This is a genomic window from Leifsonia lichenia, from assembly GCF_054780215.1.
On record NZ_BAAGWT010000002.1, the window covers coordinates 476,203 to 491,952 of the forward strand.

Annotated in this window: 24 protein-coding genes; 14 read left to right on the forward strand and 10 right to left on the reverse strand. The window is 70.3% G+C overall.

Going from position 1 to position 15,750, the window contains the following annotated elements; all coding sequences use genetic code 11:
- The first annotated feature begins 31 nt into the window (after positions 1–31).
- The 5 genes from ACYVGI_RS06805 (at position 32) to ACYVGI_RS06825 (ending at position 3,590) form a co-directional block, all read left to right on the forward strand.
- The gene (locus tag ACYVGI_RS06805) at positions 32–1,099 is read left to right on the forward strand and encodes a zinc-ribbon domain-containing protein (RefSeq protein WP_460631876.1); all 1,068 of its coding nucleotides are present in this window, start codon (positions 32–34) and stop codon (positions 1,097–1,099) included.
- A gap of 138 nt (positions 1,100–1,237) precedes the next feature.
- Entirely contained in the window at positions 1,238–1,660 is a 423-nt protein-coding gene (locus ACYVGI_RS06810; RefSeq protein WP_460631877.1) for a VOC family protein, read from the forward strand.
- Positions 1,661–1,667: 7 nt separating this feature from the next.
- Positions 1,668–2,327, forward strand: a complete 660-nt coding sequence (locus tag ACYVGI_RS06815; protein ID WP_460631878.1) for a universal stress protein — start codon at positions 1,668–1,670, stop codon at positions 2,325–2,327.
- A 115-nt stretch (positions 2,328–2,442) separates the two neighbouring features.
- Positions 2,443–2,994: an isochorismatase family protein gene (locus tag ACYVGI_RS06820; RefSeq protein ID WP_460631879.1), complete on the forward strand. Its 552-nt coding sequence runs from the start codon at positions 2,443–2,445 to the stop codon at positions 2,992–2,994.
- A complete protein-coding gene (locus ACYVGI_RS06825) occupies positions 2,991–3,590 on the forward strand; it encodes a GNAT family N-acetyltransferase (RefSeq protein ID WP_460631880.1) in 600 nt (199 codons plus the stop codon). Before ACYVGI_RS06820 ends, ACYVGI_RS06825 begins: the two co-directional genes overlap by 4 nt.
- On the opposite strand, the gene ACYVGI_RS06830 is transcribed toward ACYVGI_RS06825, so the two are convergent.
- Positions 3,580–4,536: a quinone oxidoreductase family protein gene (locus ACYVGI_RS06830; RefSeq protein ID WP_460631881.1), complete on the reverse strand. Its 957-nt coding sequence runs from the start codon at positions 4,534–4,536 to the stop codon at positions 3,580–3,582. The two genes, ACYVGI_RS06825 and ACYVGI_RS06830, sit on opposite strands and share 11 nt — an antisense overlap.
- Positions 4,537–4,613: 77 nt before the next feature.
- Between ACYVGI_RS06830 and ACYVGI_RS06835 the strand changes: the two genes are divergently transcribed.
- The 6 genes from ACYVGI_RS06835 (at position 4,614) to ACYVGI_RS06860 (ending at position 7,935) form a co-directional block, all read left to right on the forward strand.
- Positions 4,614–5,054 (forward strand): MarR family winged helix-turn-helix transcriptional regulator, encoded by a 441-nt coding sequence (locus ACYVGI_RS06835; RefSeq protein ID WP_460631882.1) that lies wholly within the window; start codon positions 4,614–4,616, stop codon positions 5,052–5,054.
- Between the two features lie 106 nt (positions 5,055–5,160).
- Positions 5,161–5,529, forward strand: a complete 369-nt coding sequence (locus ACYVGI_RS06840; RefSeq protein WP_460631883.1) for a hypothetical protein — start codon at positions 5,161–5,163, stop codon at positions 5,527–5,529.
- Positions 5,530–5,587: 58 nt separating this feature from the next.
- Complete coding sequence (locus tag ACYVGI_RS06845; protein WP_460631884.1) at positions 5,588–6,601, forward strand: squalene cyclase; 1,014 nt, start codon at positions 5,588–5,590, stop codon at positions 6,599–6,601.
- A 243-nt stretch (positions 6,602–6,844) separates the two neighbouring features.
- Positions 6,845–7,204: a hypothetical protein gene (locus tag ACYVGI_RS06850; RefSeq protein WP_460631885.1), complete on the forward strand. Its 360-nt coding sequence runs from the start codon at positions 6,845–6,847 to the stop codon at positions 7,202–7,204.
- Positions 7,205–7,274: 70 nt separating this feature from the next.
- Positions 7,275–7,493, forward strand: coding sequence for a hypothetical protein (locus tag ACYVGI_RS06855; RefSeq protein WP_460631886.1), 219 nt, complete (start codon positions 7,275–7,277; stop codon positions 7,491–7,493).
- Positions 7,435–7,935 carry an alpha/beta fold hydrolase gene (locus tag ACYVGI_RS06860; RefSeq protein WP_460631887.1) on the forward strand — a complete coding sequence of 167 codons (501 nt, stop codon included), beginning with the start codon at positions 7,435–7,437 and terminating at the stop codon, positions 7,933–7,935. The genes ACYVGI_RS06855 and ACYVGI_RS06860 overlap by 59 nt, the downstream gene beginning before the upstream one ends.
- A 27-nt stretch (positions 7,936–7,962) precedes the next feature.
- Here the strand turns inward: ACYVGI_RS06860 and ACYVGI_RS06865 are convergent, their stop codons facing one another.
- Together ACYVGI_RS06865 and ACYVGI_RS06870 are read right to left on the reverse strand one after the other, a co-directional pair.
- Complete coding sequence (locus ACYVGI_RS06865; protein ID WP_460631888.1) at positions 7,963–8,571, reverse strand: hypothetical protein; 609 nt, start codon at positions 8,569–8,571, stop codon at positions 7,963–7,965.
- 194 nt (positions 8,572–8,765) lie between these two features.
- A complete protein-coding gene (locus tag ACYVGI_RS06870) occupies positions 8,766–9,269 on the reverse strand; it encodes a MarR family winged helix-turn-helix transcriptional regulator (RefSeq protein WP_460631889.1) in 504 nt (167 codons plus the stop codon).
- A gap of 69 nt (positions 9,270–9,338) precedes the next feature.
- Between ACYVGI_RS06870 and ACYVGI_RS06875 the strand changes: the two genes are divergently transcribed.
- Positions 9,339–9,605: a hypothetical protein gene (locus ACYVGI_RS06875; RefSeq protein WP_460631890.1), complete on the forward strand. Its 267-nt coding sequence runs from the start codon at positions 9,339–9,341 to the stop codon at positions 9,603–9,605.
- 19 nt (positions 9,606–9,624) lie between these two features.
- On the opposite strand, the gene ACYVGI_RS06880 is transcribed toward ACYVGI_RS06875, so the two are convergent.
- The 6 genes from ACYVGI_RS06880 to ACYVGI_RS06905 form a co-directional block, all read right to left on the reverse strand.
- Positions 9,625–10,191, reverse strand: a complete 567-nt coding sequence (locus tag ACYVGI_RS06880) for an isochorismatase family protein (RefSeq protein WP_460631891.1) — start codon at positions 10,189–10,191, stop codon at positions 9,625–9,627.
- A gap of 91 nt (positions 10,192–10,282) precedes the next feature.
- Positions 10,283–10,477 (reverse strand): hypothetical protein, encoded by a 195-nt coding sequence (locus ACYVGI_RS06885; protein WP_460631892.1) that lies wholly within the window; start codon positions 10,475–10,477, stop codon positions 10,283–10,285.
- A gap of 129 nt (positions 10,478–10,606) precedes the next feature.
- Entirely contained in the window at positions 10,607–11,209 is a 603-nt protein-coding gene (locus ACYVGI_RS06890) for a GyrI-like domain-containing protein (RefSeq protein ID WP_460631893.1), read from the reverse strand.
- Positions 11,206–11,604 (reverse strand): hypothetical protein, encoded by a 399-nt coding sequence (locus ACYVGI_RS06895; RefSeq protein ID WP_460631894.1) that lies wholly within the window; start codon positions 11,602–11,604, stop codon positions 11,206–11,208. Before ACYVGI_RS06895 ends, ACYVGI_RS06890 begins: the two co-directional genes overlap by 4 nt.
- A gap of 53 nt (positions 11,605–11,657) precedes the next feature.
- Entirely contained in the window at positions 11,658–12,917 is a 1,260-nt protein-coding gene (locus ACYVGI_RS06900; protein ID WP_460631895.1) for an MFS transporter, read from the reverse strand.
- A 30-nt stretch (positions 12,918–12,947) separates the two neighbouring features.
- Positions 12,948–13,616 (reverse strand): hypothetical protein, encoded by a 669-nt coding sequence (locus ACYVGI_RS06905; RefSeq protein ID WP_460631896.1) that lies wholly within the window; start codon positions 13,614–13,616, stop codon positions 12,948–12,950.
- 340 nt (positions 13,617–13,956) lie between these two features.
- Here ACYVGI_RS06905 and ACYVGI_RS06910 point away from each other — a divergent pair, with 340 nt between their 5' ends.
- Together ACYVGI_RS06910 and ACYVGI_RS06915 are read left to right on the forward strand one after the other, a co-directional pair.
- Complete coding sequence (locus tag ACYVGI_RS06910; protein WP_460631897.1) at positions 13,957–14,307, forward strand: GntR family transcriptional regulator; 351 nt, start codon at positions 13,957–13,959, stop codon at positions 14,305–14,307.
- A gap of 14 nt (positions 14,308–14,321) precedes the next feature.
- Positions 14,322–15,293, forward strand: a complete 972-nt coding sequence (locus ACYVGI_RS06915) for a hypothetical protein (protein WP_460631898.1) — start codon at positions 14,322–14,324, stop codon at positions 15,291–15,293.
- A 3-nt stretch (positions 15,294–15,296) separates the two neighbouring features.
- Here ACYVGI_RS06915 and ACYVGI_RS06920 read toward each other — a convergent pair whose 3' ends face one another.
- The gene (locus ACYVGI_RS06920) at positions 15,297–15,740 is read right to left on the reverse strand and encodes an arsenate reductase ArsC (RefSeq protein WP_460631899.1); all 444 of its coding nucleotides are present in this window, start codon (positions 15,738–15,740) and stop codon (positions 15,297–15,299) included.
- Positions 15,741–15,750 lie beyond the last annotated feature (10 nt).

Sequence of the window (15,750 nt, forward strand, 5' to 3'; positions counted from 1 at the left end):
CGTGACGTGTTGACACGAACGGAGTGGAGCGGTGCCGGAGAGCGTCGAGCAGTGGTGGGCGCGCCGCCAGTGGTCGAAAGGCGCGGAGACGCCGTACCCGATCGGGCGGTATCGCACCGACTGGGAGCGCTACCCCATGCTCATCCGGCAGTACCACCCCGACCTCAATCACGGGATCGTCCTCAGTCAGGTGCCTCCCGCCGCCGAGGTCTACCTGCTCTGGGAGTGCGACTCCGGGCACCGCTTCGTCGCGACCCCCGAGGAGCAGCGCTCGCGGCCGGGCGGCACGCGGCGGCGGTCGGCGTGGTGCCCGGCCTGCGCGGAGGGGGCCGCCCCGCGCCGCATCCGGATGCCGCAGCCGGACGACGGGATGCACGCGTGCGGCCACGCTCGCGACCCGCGCCGGATCGAGCACGAGCCCGGCGACGACCGCTGCTACCTGTGTCGCAGACTCGACGGGGCGCGGCTCACGCGCGAGGAGCTGGTCACGCTGGCAGCGCCAGGGTCGCGGGTTGCGGTGTCTGTGGAGAACGGCACGGCACGCACGCACGCGTGGCAGTGCGACAGGGGGCACCCGGCCTACGAGGCGAGCGTCGAGCGCATCCTGGGCGGTCGCCGGTGCCCGGTCTGCCGTCACGCCGCGGCGGGGGCGGACGCTGTGCCTGTCGGCGAGGCCTTCGTGAGCAGGTGGGCGCCGAGCCCGGCGTCCGCGGCGGAGCCTGCGCTGCGGCAGCGCATCGCGGAACGGCTCGAGGTCGACCTCGGCAACAACGCGGTGCGGGTCGCGCGACCGTTCTTCTCGCACCTCGAGGTCTGGCCGGACATCGTCATCCCCGAGCTCAGGATCGCGATCGAGTACGACACGACCGGCAGGCACGGGCTCGAGCACGTCGGGCGGCGGGAGGCGACGGACAGGAAGAAGGACAGGCTGCTGCGGGCGGCCGGCTGGGAAGTGGTGCGCATCCGGTGCGGCAAACTGCAGCCGATCGGGCCGTGGGACCTGACCGCCGGCGGGGTGAGCGCTGTGCTGGTCGACCGCATCCTGGACAGGCTGGGGGAGATCAGGGGCGAACTGATCGTCGGCGCGTACCGGCGCTGACGCCGCGGGGCGGGAATGCACCTGAAATGCACGCAATTCCGCGGAAACTCTGCACTCGTGCAAGGTCGGTGGGCATGGCTACGCTGAACCCGTACCGGCCGACGAACGGCCGGGAGAACAGACAGTAAGGACAGGCCGATGGCTTCGACACTCAACCCCTACCTCAACTTCCGCACCCAGGCGCGCGAGGCGATGGATTTCTACCAGTCGGTCTTCGGAGGGGACGTGCAGCGGAGCACCTTCGCCGAGTTCCAGGTCAGCACAGACCCGGAGGAGAAAGACCTCATCATGCACTCGCAGTTGACCACGCCGTCCGGCTTCACGCTGATGGTGGCGGACGTGCCGAAGCACATGGACCTGGCGGAAGGCTCCAACATCTCGGTCTCGCTGAGCGGCGACGACGAGGAGGAGCTGTCCGGATACTTCGCCAAGCTCATCGAGGGCGGCACCGTCGTCGAGCCGCTGTCGAAGGCGCCGTGGGGCGACAGCTTCGGGATGGCCGTGGACAAGTTCGGCGTCTCCTGGCTGGTGAACATCGCCGGAACGCCGCCGCAGGGGTGAGCCCGGCATGAGCCTGTCGTCGGCTTCCGGACCCGTCGTGGTGGGGGTGTACCCCGGCCAGCCGGTCGCCGTTGTTCAGGAGGCGGCGGCGCTGGCTGCGCTGCTCGAACGCCCGATGGTGTGCGGCTACGTGACCCCGGACAGCTATCTCACCGAGTGGGAGCGTGCAGACCTGCGGCGCGAGGCGTCCCTGCATCCGGAGGGTGTCGCGCCGGAGGACGAACGGCTTGCGATCGACCTCGCCGCTGCGATCACGTCGGCGTTGCCCGGAGCGGCGGCGGGGTCGGGAGCGGCGGGGTCGGACGCGGCGGGGTCGGACGCGGCGGCGGGGTCGGGCGACGAGCCCGGCGATGTGGCTGACGATGTGGCCGACGGGATGCTCGGTGAGGCATCCACGGCACGGCGCGGGGCGGCCGGTGCGCGCGCGCTGCCCGGCGGCTGGGTGCTGCGGATGCTCGCCGGCGACCCGGCGAAGGCACTCGCAAGGGTGGCGGACGAGGTGGATGCGGCGCTCATCGTGGTCGGCACCCACCAGGCGGGGTTCGGGCACGCCGTGGAGGAGTGGCTGTCTGGCTCGGTGGCGGTGCAGCTCACGCGGGCGCAGCAGCGGTCGGTGCTGGTGGTGCCGATCGGGCACGAGACCAGGCGAACGTCCACCTTGGGGTGACGCTGCGCGATGGGTTCGGGGGGCGGTCGGTGAAAGGACGGGCACCGAGCGGGCCGCCGCTGTCGGTGGCCGGGCGTAGCGTCATGGTGGATTGATAACCGGGATAGGGGAGCACATGTCAACGTTGGAGGGGCGCGACGCGTCTGCGCTGCTGGTGATCGATGTGCAGAACGGCGTCATCGACGGCGCGTACCGCCGCGACGAGGTGGTCGGCACGATCCGCTCACTCGTCGAGCGGGCGCGGGACGAGAGGGTGCCGGTGGTGTGGATCCAGCACTCCGACGACAACATCGAATACGGCAGCGAGGCCTGGCAGTACGTCCCCGAGCTGCACCGCGCCCACGATGAGGCGCTCGTTCCCAAGCACTACGCGGACGCCTTCGAGGAGACCACGCTGGAAGAGGTGCTCGCCGCAGCGGGCGTCGGACGCATCGTGGTGACAGGCTCGCAGACCGACGAGTGCATCCGGTCGACCATCCACGGCGGGCTGACCCGCGGCTACGACGTGACCCTGGTGGGCGACGCGCACACCACGGAAGACCTCAGTGAGTGGGGAGCGCCGACGCCTGACCTCGTCGTCGCTCACACGAACCTCTACTGGGGCAACCATCGCGCTCCCGGCCGCACCGCCGAGGTGGTCGCAGCGGCCGACGTCTCGCTCGCGTGAAGGTCGACACCGCCACGCGCCCCGGCGATCGGATCGCGTCGCGCGGTGACGTGAGCATCCATCGCTGGTCGGAGGCGGACCTTCCCGTCCTGCACCGCGCGAACACAGCCGAGATGACGGCTTTCCTCGGTGGGCCTGAGCCAGAGGAGAAGGTGCTCGACCGGCACGAACGCTACCTGCGCTACTGGCAGAACGGCGAGGCGAGGATGTTCACGATCCGCCTCGACGGCGAGCCGGAGCCGGTGGGATCGGTGGGGTACTGGGAGACGGTCTGGCATGACGAACCGGTGTACGAGGCGGGCTGGGGTGTGGCGAGCGGATACCAGGGGCGCGGGATCGCCTCTCGTGCGCTTGCCGCGTGCCTGGGTGATGCGAGGATGCGCGGCGACCGGCGCGCTGTGCTCGCGTTTCCGCGGGTGGACAACGCGGCATCGAACGCGCTGTGCCGGGCGGTCGGGTTCGAGTGCGCGGGGGAGGAAGGGTTCGAGTACCCGAAAGGGCACCCGATTCGCGTGAACGCGTGGGTGTACGAACTCGCGGGTGGCGCGGGTGGCGCGGGTAGTGCGGGTGGCGCACGTAGCGCGATCAGGGCGTGAGCACCACGCGGCTGGTCGTGGCCGTGTCGGCCCAGGCGGTGGCGACGTCCGCGAGGGGGACGGGGACCGCATCCACCTGGAATGCGCCGGCGGCGATCGTGGTCGCCAGCTGCGGGAGGGCGGCCAGGATGTCGCGCGTCGGGACCGAGCCTTGGCCGCTGCCGACGATGCGGAGGTCGGCGGCGCGGAGAGCCGCCGACGGGATGGGGGAGGTGCGGCCGGCGACAGAGCCGATCTCGATCCAGGTGAGCGGGCGCGACCGGTCTCCACGGGCGGTCACGAGGCCGGTGATGGCTGCTGCGGCGGGCTCGCCCCAGAGATAGTCGAGCACCGCATCCACGTCGGATGCTGTTTCGCCGATGGCCCTCGCCACGTCGTCGGGGTCTCCGGCGATCGACGTGGTGGCTGTCGCGCCGAGCGCCGTCAGGGCGGCGAGTTTCGTGCTGTCACGCCCGGCGGCGACGATCCGGTCGGCTCCGAGAAAGCGGGCAACCTGGACGGCGAGGCGTCCGGCGCTGCCCGTGGCGCCGAGGACGAGCACGCTCTGCCCACGCTCGAACTGCATCCGGCTGCGGAGGGCCAGCCACGACGACATGGCGGGGTTCATCGCCGCCGCCACAAGGATCGGGTCGGTGTCGTCCGGCAACGGGATGCTACGGCGGCGGTCGATCACGGTCTGCTGCGCCATCGAGCCGAGGGCGGTGTCCGGAAGGATGAAGTAGCGAAGCGTGCCGGAGGAGTCGCGTCCGACGCCGTCGATGCCGGGCACCAGGGGGAGTTCGTCGGTGCTCGTGTAGTGACTGCCGTCCGCCTGTGAGCGCACTCGCGGATGCAGGGCGGCGGCGAGGACGTCGACCACCAGCTCGTCGGGCCCCGATGCCTTCGGGGCGGGCACGTCGGTGTACACCGGCGCGGAATCGAACGACGAGACGACTGCGGCCTTCATGGCATCCTCCACGATATAGTTGGTAACACGAAATATTATTAGTTCGTAACGCCAACCATGTCAAGGAGAAGCGACCCGTGACAGACGATGCACGCCGCGAAGCGGACGACGACGCCCTGATCGACGCCCTGGTGCAGTTCTCCTACCGCGCGATGGGCGTTCTCAGCCGGCTCGCCGCCGAGAACGACCTGTCGCTGACCCAGTTGCGGGTGCTCGGCATCCTGCGCGACCGGCAGCTCCGGATCACCGCGATCGCCGACTATCTGGGGCTCGAGAAGTCGACGCTGTCCGGGCTGGTGGATCGTGCGGAGAAGCGCGAGCTCGTCGAGCGGACGCCGTCTGCGACCGACCGCCGGGTGGTGGAGGTGCGGCTCACAGCCACCGGGCGGGATCTCGGCGCTCGACTGACGGCGGAGCTGCGGAGGGAGCTGGCGCCGTACACGTCCGCGCTCGGGGCGGCGGAGCAGCGGAAGGTGCGCACACTGGTGGAGCGGATGCTGGGGGCGGGGCCGCGGTAGGCCGACGGCGTCGCACGGGGACGTCGGTGCGATTCCGCGCCGCATCCACCCCCGCCCGGTGAAAGTGGGGGCGGCGCATCGGCGGCGACGGTGGCAGACTGCGGGCATGGGTATCGAGGAGTGGTGGAGCGATCTGTCGGGCTTCGAGCAGCAGTGGCTCATCGCGAACAACGGGGATGCGATTCCGGACGGCATCGTCGCGTCGATCGTGGAGGCGGGAGGAGTGGTCCAGATCGTCGGCGAGGCGGACGATTCGGAGGACGTTCCGCCCGGCAGCTACCTCAGCGATGAGGATGTCGACTGGATCGAAGAGGTCGCGAACGCCGAAGGCGATGACGACGTCGACGACGAGGAAGACGACGAAGACGCTGACGACGACGACGACGACGATGACGACGGCCTCGACGTCGCGCTCGACGAGGCGGAGGGTGCCGACCTCGGCCTCGACGACGAGGACCTCGACGAGGAGGAGTGAGCCGCACGGCCCGCCCGCGCGCTTTCGCGCCGACGAGCCCGGGTGTACCTTGCCTCGCATGAGCGCAGACACCGCCGTCCTCGACTGGATGCTCGACTCCGACCCCGCCCTGCGCTGGCAGGTCGAGCGCGACCTGCTCGGCGCGCCTCCCGAGGTGTGGGCGGCCACCAGGGCGCGCGTCGCCACCGAGGGATTCGGCGCGCGGCTACTGGCCACGCAGGCTGCGGACGGGCAGTGGGCGGGAGGGGCGTACTTCCCCGGCGACATGCAGTTCGACCACCCCGACCAGCGAGACGAGGGCGGGCAGCCGTACACCGCCACCACCTGGAGTCTCAACTCCCTGCGCGAGTGGGGCGTCGACGCCTCCGCCCTCGCCGGCACCGCGGACAGGCTCGCCGCGAACAGCCGGTGGGAGTACGACGACCTGCCGTACTGGGGCGGCGAGGTCGACTGCTGCATCAACGCGTTCACCCTCGCCAACGGGGCATGGCTGGGCGCGGACGTCTCCGGACTCGCGCAGTGGTTCGTCGAGCACCGGATGGCGGACGGTGGCTGGAACTGCGAATGGGTGGAAGGCTCGACCAGGTCGTCGTTCCACTCCACCCTCAACAGCGTGAAGGGGCTGCTCTTCTTCGAGGGCGCCACCGGAGGCAGCGACGCGCTGCGGGCGGCGCGGCACGCCGGGGAGGAGTATCTCCTGGAACGCCAGCTTCTGCATCGCCGGTCGACGGGTGAGGTGGTCGCCCCGTGGGCGACGCGATTCGGCTACCCGTTCCGGTGGCAGTACAGCGTGCTGAACGCTGCGGACTACGCCAGGGCGGCCGCGCTGCACGACGACGCCGAGCCCGACCCGCGACTGGCGGAGGCGATCGAGGTGATCCGTGCATCCCGAACATCAGACGGCAGGTGGATGCAGGAATACCGCCATCCTGGACGCGTCTGGTTCGAGGTCGACGTGCCACCAGGGCAGCCGTCGAAGTGGCTGACCTTCTACGCCACCCGCGTTCTGGAGTGGTGGGACGGGGCGGCAGGAGAGAGGAACACCGCGGAAACGGACGCGCCAGGGGATTGACGAGCGGCCCGCGCAGGGCCACGGTGAGCGGCGAGCCGGATGGCGGGTCGATCTGACAGGGGCGGACGACACAACCGCAGGCCCGGTGTGGCGGCGGCCGTGCAGGACCGCACGGTCGCCGTCCTCGACGTCGGGACCGCATCCCGGTGGCGGGCGGTGGCCGACCTGCGGACACCGAACACGGAAACCGCGAATACGGGACACCCCGGATGCGAAGGCACCCCGAGGATGGACGGAGGACCAGTGACGGTACAGCTCAACAAGGACGCCCTCGCACACGCCCGCGGACTGCTGCGCAGCGGCGACGTGGTTGCGGACGAGCGCGACGACTGGAGCGAGCACGCTCCGTCGGCGGACGACGAGAACGCGTTCATCGACAAGCACGGCATGGCCGAGTACGCGAAGTGGCATCTCGGGGAGGACACCTCGAAGACGGAGGGCACCAAGGGGCGGTACTCGTTCCCGTACGGCGACTTCCGCACACTGCACCGCTGCGCGGTGATCTCGGGCGAGAGCAGGGCGGGCCAGTACGACCATCCGGCCATCGAGAAGGCGCTGAAAGACCTGCTGGGCGGCATCGACCGCGCGCAGCGCGAGGGCTGAGCGCACAGTGGGGGAATCGCGCGAACACGAGATCACTCACGTCGGGACACACAGGAACAGGAGCACAACGATGAGCGACGCACGAGACACAGCACCGGAGACCCCGTCCGGAGAACCGCACGAGACGGCACCGGACGACACGGACCCGGAGACCGAGGAGGGCAAGCTGCTGGACGGCCGCGAGCCGTACGACGCGGACGGCGTCGTCGAACCGCGCGGTAGCGCTGGGGATGACGACGCCGGCACCGACGACATCGCCGCGGAACCGCTCGACGACGACCAGCTCTGACCGGGATGTTCGCCGGGTTCGACACCGACGGCATCGCCGTCGGGGACGGCGTCGTCCACGTCCGGCACGGCGGGGCGGACCCGTCGTCGTCCTGCTGCACGGGCACCCGCGCACCGGGGCGCCCTGGTATCGGGTGGCGCCGGTGCTGGTCGAGCGGGGGTTCACGGTGGTGGTCCCCGATCCGCCCGGCTACGGCGCATCCACTGCCCGCAGCCGGACCACGCGCCGCACTCCGAGCGGGCGACCGCTGACCGCATCCTGGCGGCGATGGATGCACGGGGCCACGACACGTTCGCGCTGGTCGGTAAGAACCACGACGAGTGGCGGCGGGCGATGCTGGAGGACTACCGTGCAGGGCTCGCTGTGGACGTCGATCACGAGAGGGAGGACCGGCGCGCCGGTCGCCGGATCGAGCAGTCGTTGCTGGTGCGCCTGGGAGTGAGCGCCGGTGGCGCGCACCGGATCCGGTTCAGACGCGCGACGGCAGCGGAAGCGGGTCGCCGAACGACGGCGGAGCCGCGACGAGCTGCGCGGCCTCCGCTTTCGTCACGTGGTCGGGGAAGTTGTAGCGGGCGAACCGGCCCTTCGGATCGTCGCGGGAGACCGGCATGGCGATGTTCGAGCCGAGCACCGCAGCCCCGAGTGTGGCGGCGTCCCTGGCGGGCAGGGGTCGATCCCTGGCATCGCGGAGGAGCACGCCCGCGCGCATCCCGTGGCCGTCTCCGAGCATCAGGCTCAGCGTGCGGCGATCGAGGGACGCGCTGACCAGCAACCGGCATTCCACGATGTCGGAGAACGCGGCGACATGGCGCCCGCTCCGGATGCGGCCGCCCGCAACGTCGACCCAGGTGACGGGCGCCCACAGGCGGAACGAGATCACGATCAGGCCGCAGACCACGACGGCGATAGCGACGGCCACGAGGCTGCGCACCAGCAGGGATCCGTCGTCGGGAATGAAGAGCGCCGTCACGAGCCAGTCGAGAAACACGAAGGTCGGAAGCATGGGCGAGGCGAACGCGAACATGGGCCACCACGGCACCCTGCCCAGTCTGGTCCAGGTGCTCTGCTGACTGCCCATGCCAGGGATACTCGTCATCGCCCGCGGCGGTCGGGACGCGCTACGGCGTGCCTTCTTCGCTGTACGAGGTCTGGCCGTCGAAGCCGATATCGCTCTGGTCGTCGCGTGCGTCTGTCATGCCGGTCATCGAACACCGAATCGGCTGATTGGCAAGCCCCGGAGGCCGAGGCGCCGTCAGGCGGAGACGCAGGTTGTCAGGAGCGCAGTTCGAGGGCGAATCGGCCGTCGTGCGTCGGCTCGCCGCCCGCGGCTGCAGCGAACGCGGAGAAGGCGGCGGCGATGCTTTCCTGGTCGGACTCCGGCAATGCCGAGAGCACATCGGTCAGCGCGCTCCTCCGGGCGGTGAGGACGTGATCGACGATCGCGAGCCCCTCCGGCGTGAGAGCGAGGTGCACGAATCGTCTGTCGGCCGGGTCCTCCGTGCGGGCGAGATACCCGGCGCGCACCAGTTTGTCGCAGGTTCTGGTCGCGTTCGATGGATGCACGTCCAGTTCGGCGGCGACCTGGCCGAGGTTCTGCGGTCCGGAGGCACGAATCAGCATGAGCACGCGAAGTTGCGGGGTGGTCACGGCCGCCTCCACGTCGATCACCGAGCGGGCCGCCACGCGCATCATCACGTTGGCGGCGGCGAGGGCAGCGTCGACCGCGCGTTCGCGGCTGAGGGTGCCCGTTGCATCCGGGTGCTCGTCGATCGTCATCTGTCCAGTATTCCGAAACGGTGGCGTTAGTGCAATAATTGCGATAGCGCAAGTGAGGAGATGGTGAGGATGTCGAAGTCAGAGGACCGCGACAGCCGCCTGACCAGGGACGACGTCGAAGGCACATACACGCAGCACGACGACGAGGCGCCGGAGGCGCGCCAGGTGGCCGGGCAGTACACCGAGGCCGGGGGAGATGGCCCGGACGGCACGGTCGTGGGCACATACATCGGCTCCGAACGCGACGGTGAGGAGCCGCTGGTGCGGGATGCGAAACTCCGGCACGGCGACTACCCCAGATCAGAGCGTCGAGCGGAGCACGAAGAAGAGCGCTGAGCGGAGCACCCCGCTCCGCTCACGCTCGCGTGGCCGCGAGCAGTTCGATGACCTCCGCCGTCGTGCCGGACTCGCCGATGCGCGGGAAGACGTTGCTCACCACGAAGTCGTGGACCTCGGCGCTCCTGTCCGACATCGCGTCGGTGGCGAGAGTGACGTTGTAGCCGTTCTCGTGCGCGTGGCGCGCGGTCGACTCCACACCGGCGCTCGTCGCTATGCCCGCGATCACGACCTGGGTGACGTGCTCGGCCTTCAGGTACGCATCCAGGTCGGTTCCGGTGAACGCGCCCCAGGTGTGCTTGGTCACGATGTGGTCGCTCTCCGCCCTGTGCAGCTCGGCGACGAACTCCAGCGCGTCGGCCGGACGCTCGCCGCCTGTCCGCCGCTGCGTCTCCGTGCGGCCGGGCGCGCCGCCCGCGACGTTGACCAGCACGACGGGAAGACCGTGGGCACGGAAGGCGTCGGCGAGCGCACCCGCGTTCGCGAAGACCTCCTCGGAGGGGCGCGCGACAGGGTATGCGCGGATGGCGTTCTGCAGGTCGACGACGATCAGGGCGGTCTTCTGGTCGAGTGTGCTGAGGGTCATGCTGGGCGCCTTTCGGACGGGCTTCCGTACGCGCTTTCGTACGGGCTTCCGAGCCTACGCCTGCCGCGCGGCCTCCCCCGTCGAGAGCGCGTCAGGCCCGCTCGGAGTCCGGCTTGCCCGGACGCGCGTACGCGTCGTCCCTGATGTCGATGCGGGTCACGCCGGGCTCCGCCTCCTCGACGGCGATGCGCGGCTTCGCGTCGGCGTCCGTGGCCTTCGGGGCCGCGGTCAACTGATCCTCCCGCTTCTCGTCGGGGGTGAGCTCGTTCGCTGGGTCTGTCGGCATCGGGGTTCCTGTCGTGGGGTTCGCGGAGGGCGCGCTCGTCGCGGCGAACAGTAGGCGGGCATCCGGCCTGAAGCAAGGGCACTCGCGTCGAAAGCGGGGCAGGAGTGTCGGGCGCCACCACGGCGACCGCTACGACGGGATGCGCGCCACCGGCTGACGCAGGATCGTGCGCAGCTTCTCCGGCGCGGTCCTGCGCGCGTCGCTGAGGTAGATCTCGTGGTGCTTCCCGGTCATCCGCAGTCCGTTCTGCGGGATGAACGAGGTGTGCAGAGCATCCAGGATCGGCGCCTCGTCGTCGTAGCTGCCGACGTGCAGGGTCTGCACGCAGAGGCCCTCGTCCAGGGTGCCGATTCTGACGGCTTCGCTTCCCGGCGCCGCCGCGCGCGCAACCGCGATGTGCTCGTCGGCGATCCAGTCGGGGACCAGGTTCAGCATGGTCCACTGCCACTGCGTCTTGTCGCGCGCCCGTGTGAAGGCGTCCAGGTCGTCGGCCCACCAGAGACCTTCGAGCGGCATGACCCCGTAGTCGCGGCCGAGCTCGTTCTTGCTGAAGAACTTGAGCTTGTATGCGAGCGGGTAGAGCGCGGCGAGCGCCGCCGCGTACTCCGGCGCGGTGTTGGGGTCACCGCGTCCGTCGACCATGAGGTAGCGGCGCGCGGGAACGGTGACGATGTCGAAGCGTCCACGCGTGGCCGCGTAGCCGGTCACCTCCTTCTTCAGGTCGGCTTTCACGCGCGGTCCGAGGTGTAACCGTCGGGGAAGGACACCGTCCGGTCCGCGGCGAGCGGCCGCAGCCCGGCCGGCAGCGGGAACGGGACCGTGTACTCGATCAGCGTGGCGCCCATGTCGCCCCAGTCGTCCTTCTTGACGCGGATCGCCTCCGTCGACACCTCGGTGATGCGTACGAGTAGCCAGCGTCCGTCGTCGAGCCGCAGCTCGAAGCGGTCGGCGAGGTAGCCGATGCCCAGCGCATCCAGGTGCGCTTCGGCGTCGAGCCAGTCGACCACGTCGGTGACGCGTCGCCCGAGGAGGTCGATGGCGACGAAGCCGTCGCCGTCCTGCTCCATCCAGCCGAGCAGTTCTCCGTCTCCGCGGCGGTGTTCGATCCAGTGGGAGGGGGCGGTCATCGGTGGTCCTGTTCCTGGTCGGCGATCGCAGCAAGGATACAACCCGGGTGCGGTCAGGTCGCCGCCTCGTCCGCTTCGTGACGCGCGGAACGGAATGGCGAGAGCGCGAGGAAGGCTGTCGTGACCACGATCCCGGCGACGCCGATCCAGAGGGCAGGGCGATAGCCGAGCCAGGTGGCGAGGAGACCGCCGAGCGGGGCGCCGATGACGATCATGGCCCGGTTCGCGGACCGCAGCGTGGTGTTCGTGCGGCCCTGCAGCGCATCCGGGGTCACGCCCTGGCGGTAGCCCATCTCGTTCGCGTTGCTCAGGCCGAGTCCGAGGCCGTAGAAGCCCTGCCCGATGGCGAGGACGACCACCGCTGCCCAGGTGTGCGACGCGCCTGGTGCGAGCGCGATCACGCCCCAGCCGACGACCATGATCAGGTTGCTCGCGATCACCGCGATGCCCGCGCCCCACCGGCGTCCCGCCCGCAGGGACAGTGAGCTGCCGAGCAGGGCTGCGACACCGGCGCCCGCGAGCGCGACGCCGAGCTGGAATGCGGTCAGGTGCAGCCCGAGGAGTGCGAACGACGTGAAGACCGTGCCGAGGATGCTGTTGAAGAAGAACCACGCGTGCGATCCGATCGCCATCGGCGCGAGCGTCCGGTGACGGTAGACCCAGCGGAGGCCTTCGACGATCTCCTTCCGAACCGTGGACCGTTGACCGGCCGGTTCCCGCGCCTCGTCGATAGTGACACGCCAGATCGCGACGGCGGAGAACAGGTACGACGCGGCGTCGACCACGAGTGCGAACGCCGCGCCGACGAGTGAGACGATGGCGCCGGCGACCATCGGGCCCGCCGTCTGCGCGACGGCGTCGCTCTGGTCCGTGCGCGCGTGCGCGGCCACGAGCGCCGAGCGGGGCACGATGCGCGGGACGAGCGACTGCGCTGCCGCATCCCCGATCAGCGAGAGCAGGCCGACGACCGCCACGACGACCAGCAGCAGCGGGATGCTCAGCGCACCGGCCAGGAACAGCACCGGGATCACGAGCAGCACCGCAGCCCTGCCCAGATCGCTGCCGATCAGGAGCGGTCGCCTCCGTCGGCGGTCGACGATGGCCCCGACGATCAGCCCGAACAGCAGGTAGGGGACCCAGCGAGCGGCGTTCAGCAGGCCGACATCCACGGCCGTTCCGTGGAGCTGCACCACGATGAGCACCTGCAGCGCGAGCACGGTGACATAGCTGCCGAAACCGGAGACGGTGTACGACGCCCAGTACGCGGGGAACCCGCGGATCCGGAAGACGTCTCGCCTCCCCGGATCCGCCACGTCGCCCCCTCGATCGATGCTCCGACCAGGCTAGCGCGCGTACCCCGATCCGAACGCAGCATCTTGCCTCGGCGCCACAGCCAGCGCCTGCACGATGAACAGCACGCCGATCAGGAGCTGCACCGCCCGGAGCGCGACGAAACCCCAGATCCACACGCCGACAGCGGCGGGCAGGGGGATGCGCGACGCCAGCAGGTCCAGCACGGTCAGCGCCGCCAGAACGGCGAGCCCCCACCGTGCGACGCCACGAACGACCCCGGCGCGCACGACGAAGATGGAGCCGACGATCAGCGCCGCCAGCCACAGTGCCGTGAGCGAGACCTCCAGCACGCCGACCAGCGTCACGAGACCGGCACTCGTCTCGACCGACAGCGCGGCCCAGGTGGAGTACCCGGCTGTAGCGAGACTCGCGGCACCGAACACGATCAGCGCGGCCCTGCCGACGACGGACCGGCCCGCGATGCCCGGTTCGCCACCGATACCGACGGCCAGGACGACGAACGCGACGATCAGGATGACGGCGGACCAGGTGCCGAGGACCGGCGTCTCGACGGCAGAGAGCCAAGACGTGCCGGGGAGCTGCATCAGGAAGAGCGCCTGGGTGATCAGCGGGATCACCGTCCCCAGGACGATGCCGGCTCCGCCGACGAGCAGTGTGCGCCGCGACGGATGGTGCGCGGGGGATTCCATGGGTGGCACTCGTGCATCCTCTCGTCGGGGGACAGCATCCACTGTGCGGCACGGGATGCGCAAGCACCGCCCACGAAGATGTGCCGAACGGATGATCTGGTTGGAGGTGGCCTTCGGATACGTCTGCCACAGGTCCGCGAGGATGGCCGCCGCCATCGGGGTGAAGATCGACGTTCCGTGCCAGGACACGGGCCGGTATCGAGCCCACTGTTGGGCGCGGCGGCCGGGCCGCGCGTGCGCGTCGGCGACGCTGTCGTCGTCGTCGTACCCCCGGTTCGAGCCGTCGGCCTGAGCGGCGGTCGGTATGCACAGAGGCCGACGATGCCACTTGTTTGTATAGAATGCAAACATGTTGATTCGTCTGGAAGCCGAGTCCGCCGCATCCTTCGCCGAGCAGATTGTGGCGCAGGTGCGGCTCGGGGTGGCCAGGGGCGAGATCCGCGTGGGGGAGCGGCTGCCGTCCGCACGCGAGCTCGCCGGGTCGCTCGGGGTGAACATGCACACGGTGCTGCGCGCATACGACGATCTGCGCGAGGCCGGAGTGATCGACCTCCGACGGGGGCGCGGGGCGGTGGTCGTCGCCGGCGACACGGCGTCGGTGCGCACGCTGATCGAGGCGGCCGCATCCCTCGTCTCCGAGGCGGCTCGCGCGGGGATCAGCTCGAACGAGCTCTCCGTCATCATCAGGGGGATCGCGTGAGGGGTCGAGGGATCGTGCGCCGGACCATCGCTCTGCTGCTGAGCCTGATCCCACTTGCCTGGTTGATCGTCACCGCCGTGACGGTCGGGCCGCGACTCGGGCCGCGGATGGGGTCGCACTGGTCGGGCGCCGCGACCCCGGACGGCTTTGCGGACACCTGGCTGTCGTTCTGGATGTTCTGCGCGATCGTCGCCGGACTCACCATCGGGGCGGTGGCGCTCGTCGTGGCCTCGCGCACGTCTGCTCCCGCACGCCTCTCGGCAGGCATCGTCGTCGCCCTCGCCGGTGTCTCGGCCCTCGCCTGGACGGCGTCCGCCGAGGCCACCGCAGCGGCACCGACCCCGGAGGAGGCCGTGCTCGGCGCGCGGCTCCTGCTCCTGATTCCCGTCGCGGCGCTGGGAGCGCTGGTGTCCATCGTGCTCCCACCTGCCGACGCAGAGCCGCTCGACGACGACGGTGAGGCGCAGGAGCGACCGGCTCCGCCGCTGCGCGACGGCGACCGCCTCGTCTGGTCCGGCACGACCGGGAGCGTCTGGTTCGGGGTCCCAGCCCTCGCCCTGGTCGCGGGCGGCGTCTCCTGCCTGATCGCCTCATTGGCGACCGGGACGCCCGGCCTGATCGCCCCCGCAGTGATCCTCCTGCTGGTGGGATGCACGCTGCTGCTCCTGGCGCGCGTGCGCCTCTCCGTCGACGCCCGCGGCATCCGCCTCGTCTCCACGGTGTTCCTGATCCCCCTGATCCGGGTGCGGCTGGACGACATCGAAAGGGTGACCGCGGAGGAGATCAGCCCACTGCGCTGGGGCGGCTGGGGCTATCGCATCTCGGCCAGAGGCATCGCGTACGTCACCAGGCGGAGCGAAGGCGTGGTGATTGCGCGGCGGCGCGGCGTCGATATCGCGATCACCATCGACGACGCCGACCAGGCGAGCGCGGCGGCCGAGCTGCTGGTCGACCAGCGCAGGGAGAGTGCGCGCCGACCTGGTTGACGCTCAGGACGCGGGCACCAGCTCTGCGAGCAGGGTCTGCACACGCCGCTTGATCTCGTCGCGGATCGGCCGGACCTCGTCCGCCGGCCGCCCGGCCGGATCGGTGAGGTCCCAGTCCTCGTAGCGTTTGCCGGGGAGGATCGGGCAGGTGTCGCCGCAGCCCATCGTGATGACGACGTCGGATTCCCTGACCGCCTCGGTCGTGAGCACCTTCGGCTGCTCGCCCGCGATGTCGATGCCATCCTCGGCCATCACCTGCACCGCCACCGGGTTGAGTCGATCCTTCGGCTCCGAGCCCGCGGAGAGAACGTCGACGCGTCCTCCGGCGAGCGTGCGCAGATAGCCGGCGGCCATCTGGGAACGACCGGCGTTGTGGACGCAGACGAACAGGACAGTGGGGGTGGGGCCGGTCACGGTGGTCTCGCCTTCTACTCGTAGCGAAAGCATAGACCAATAT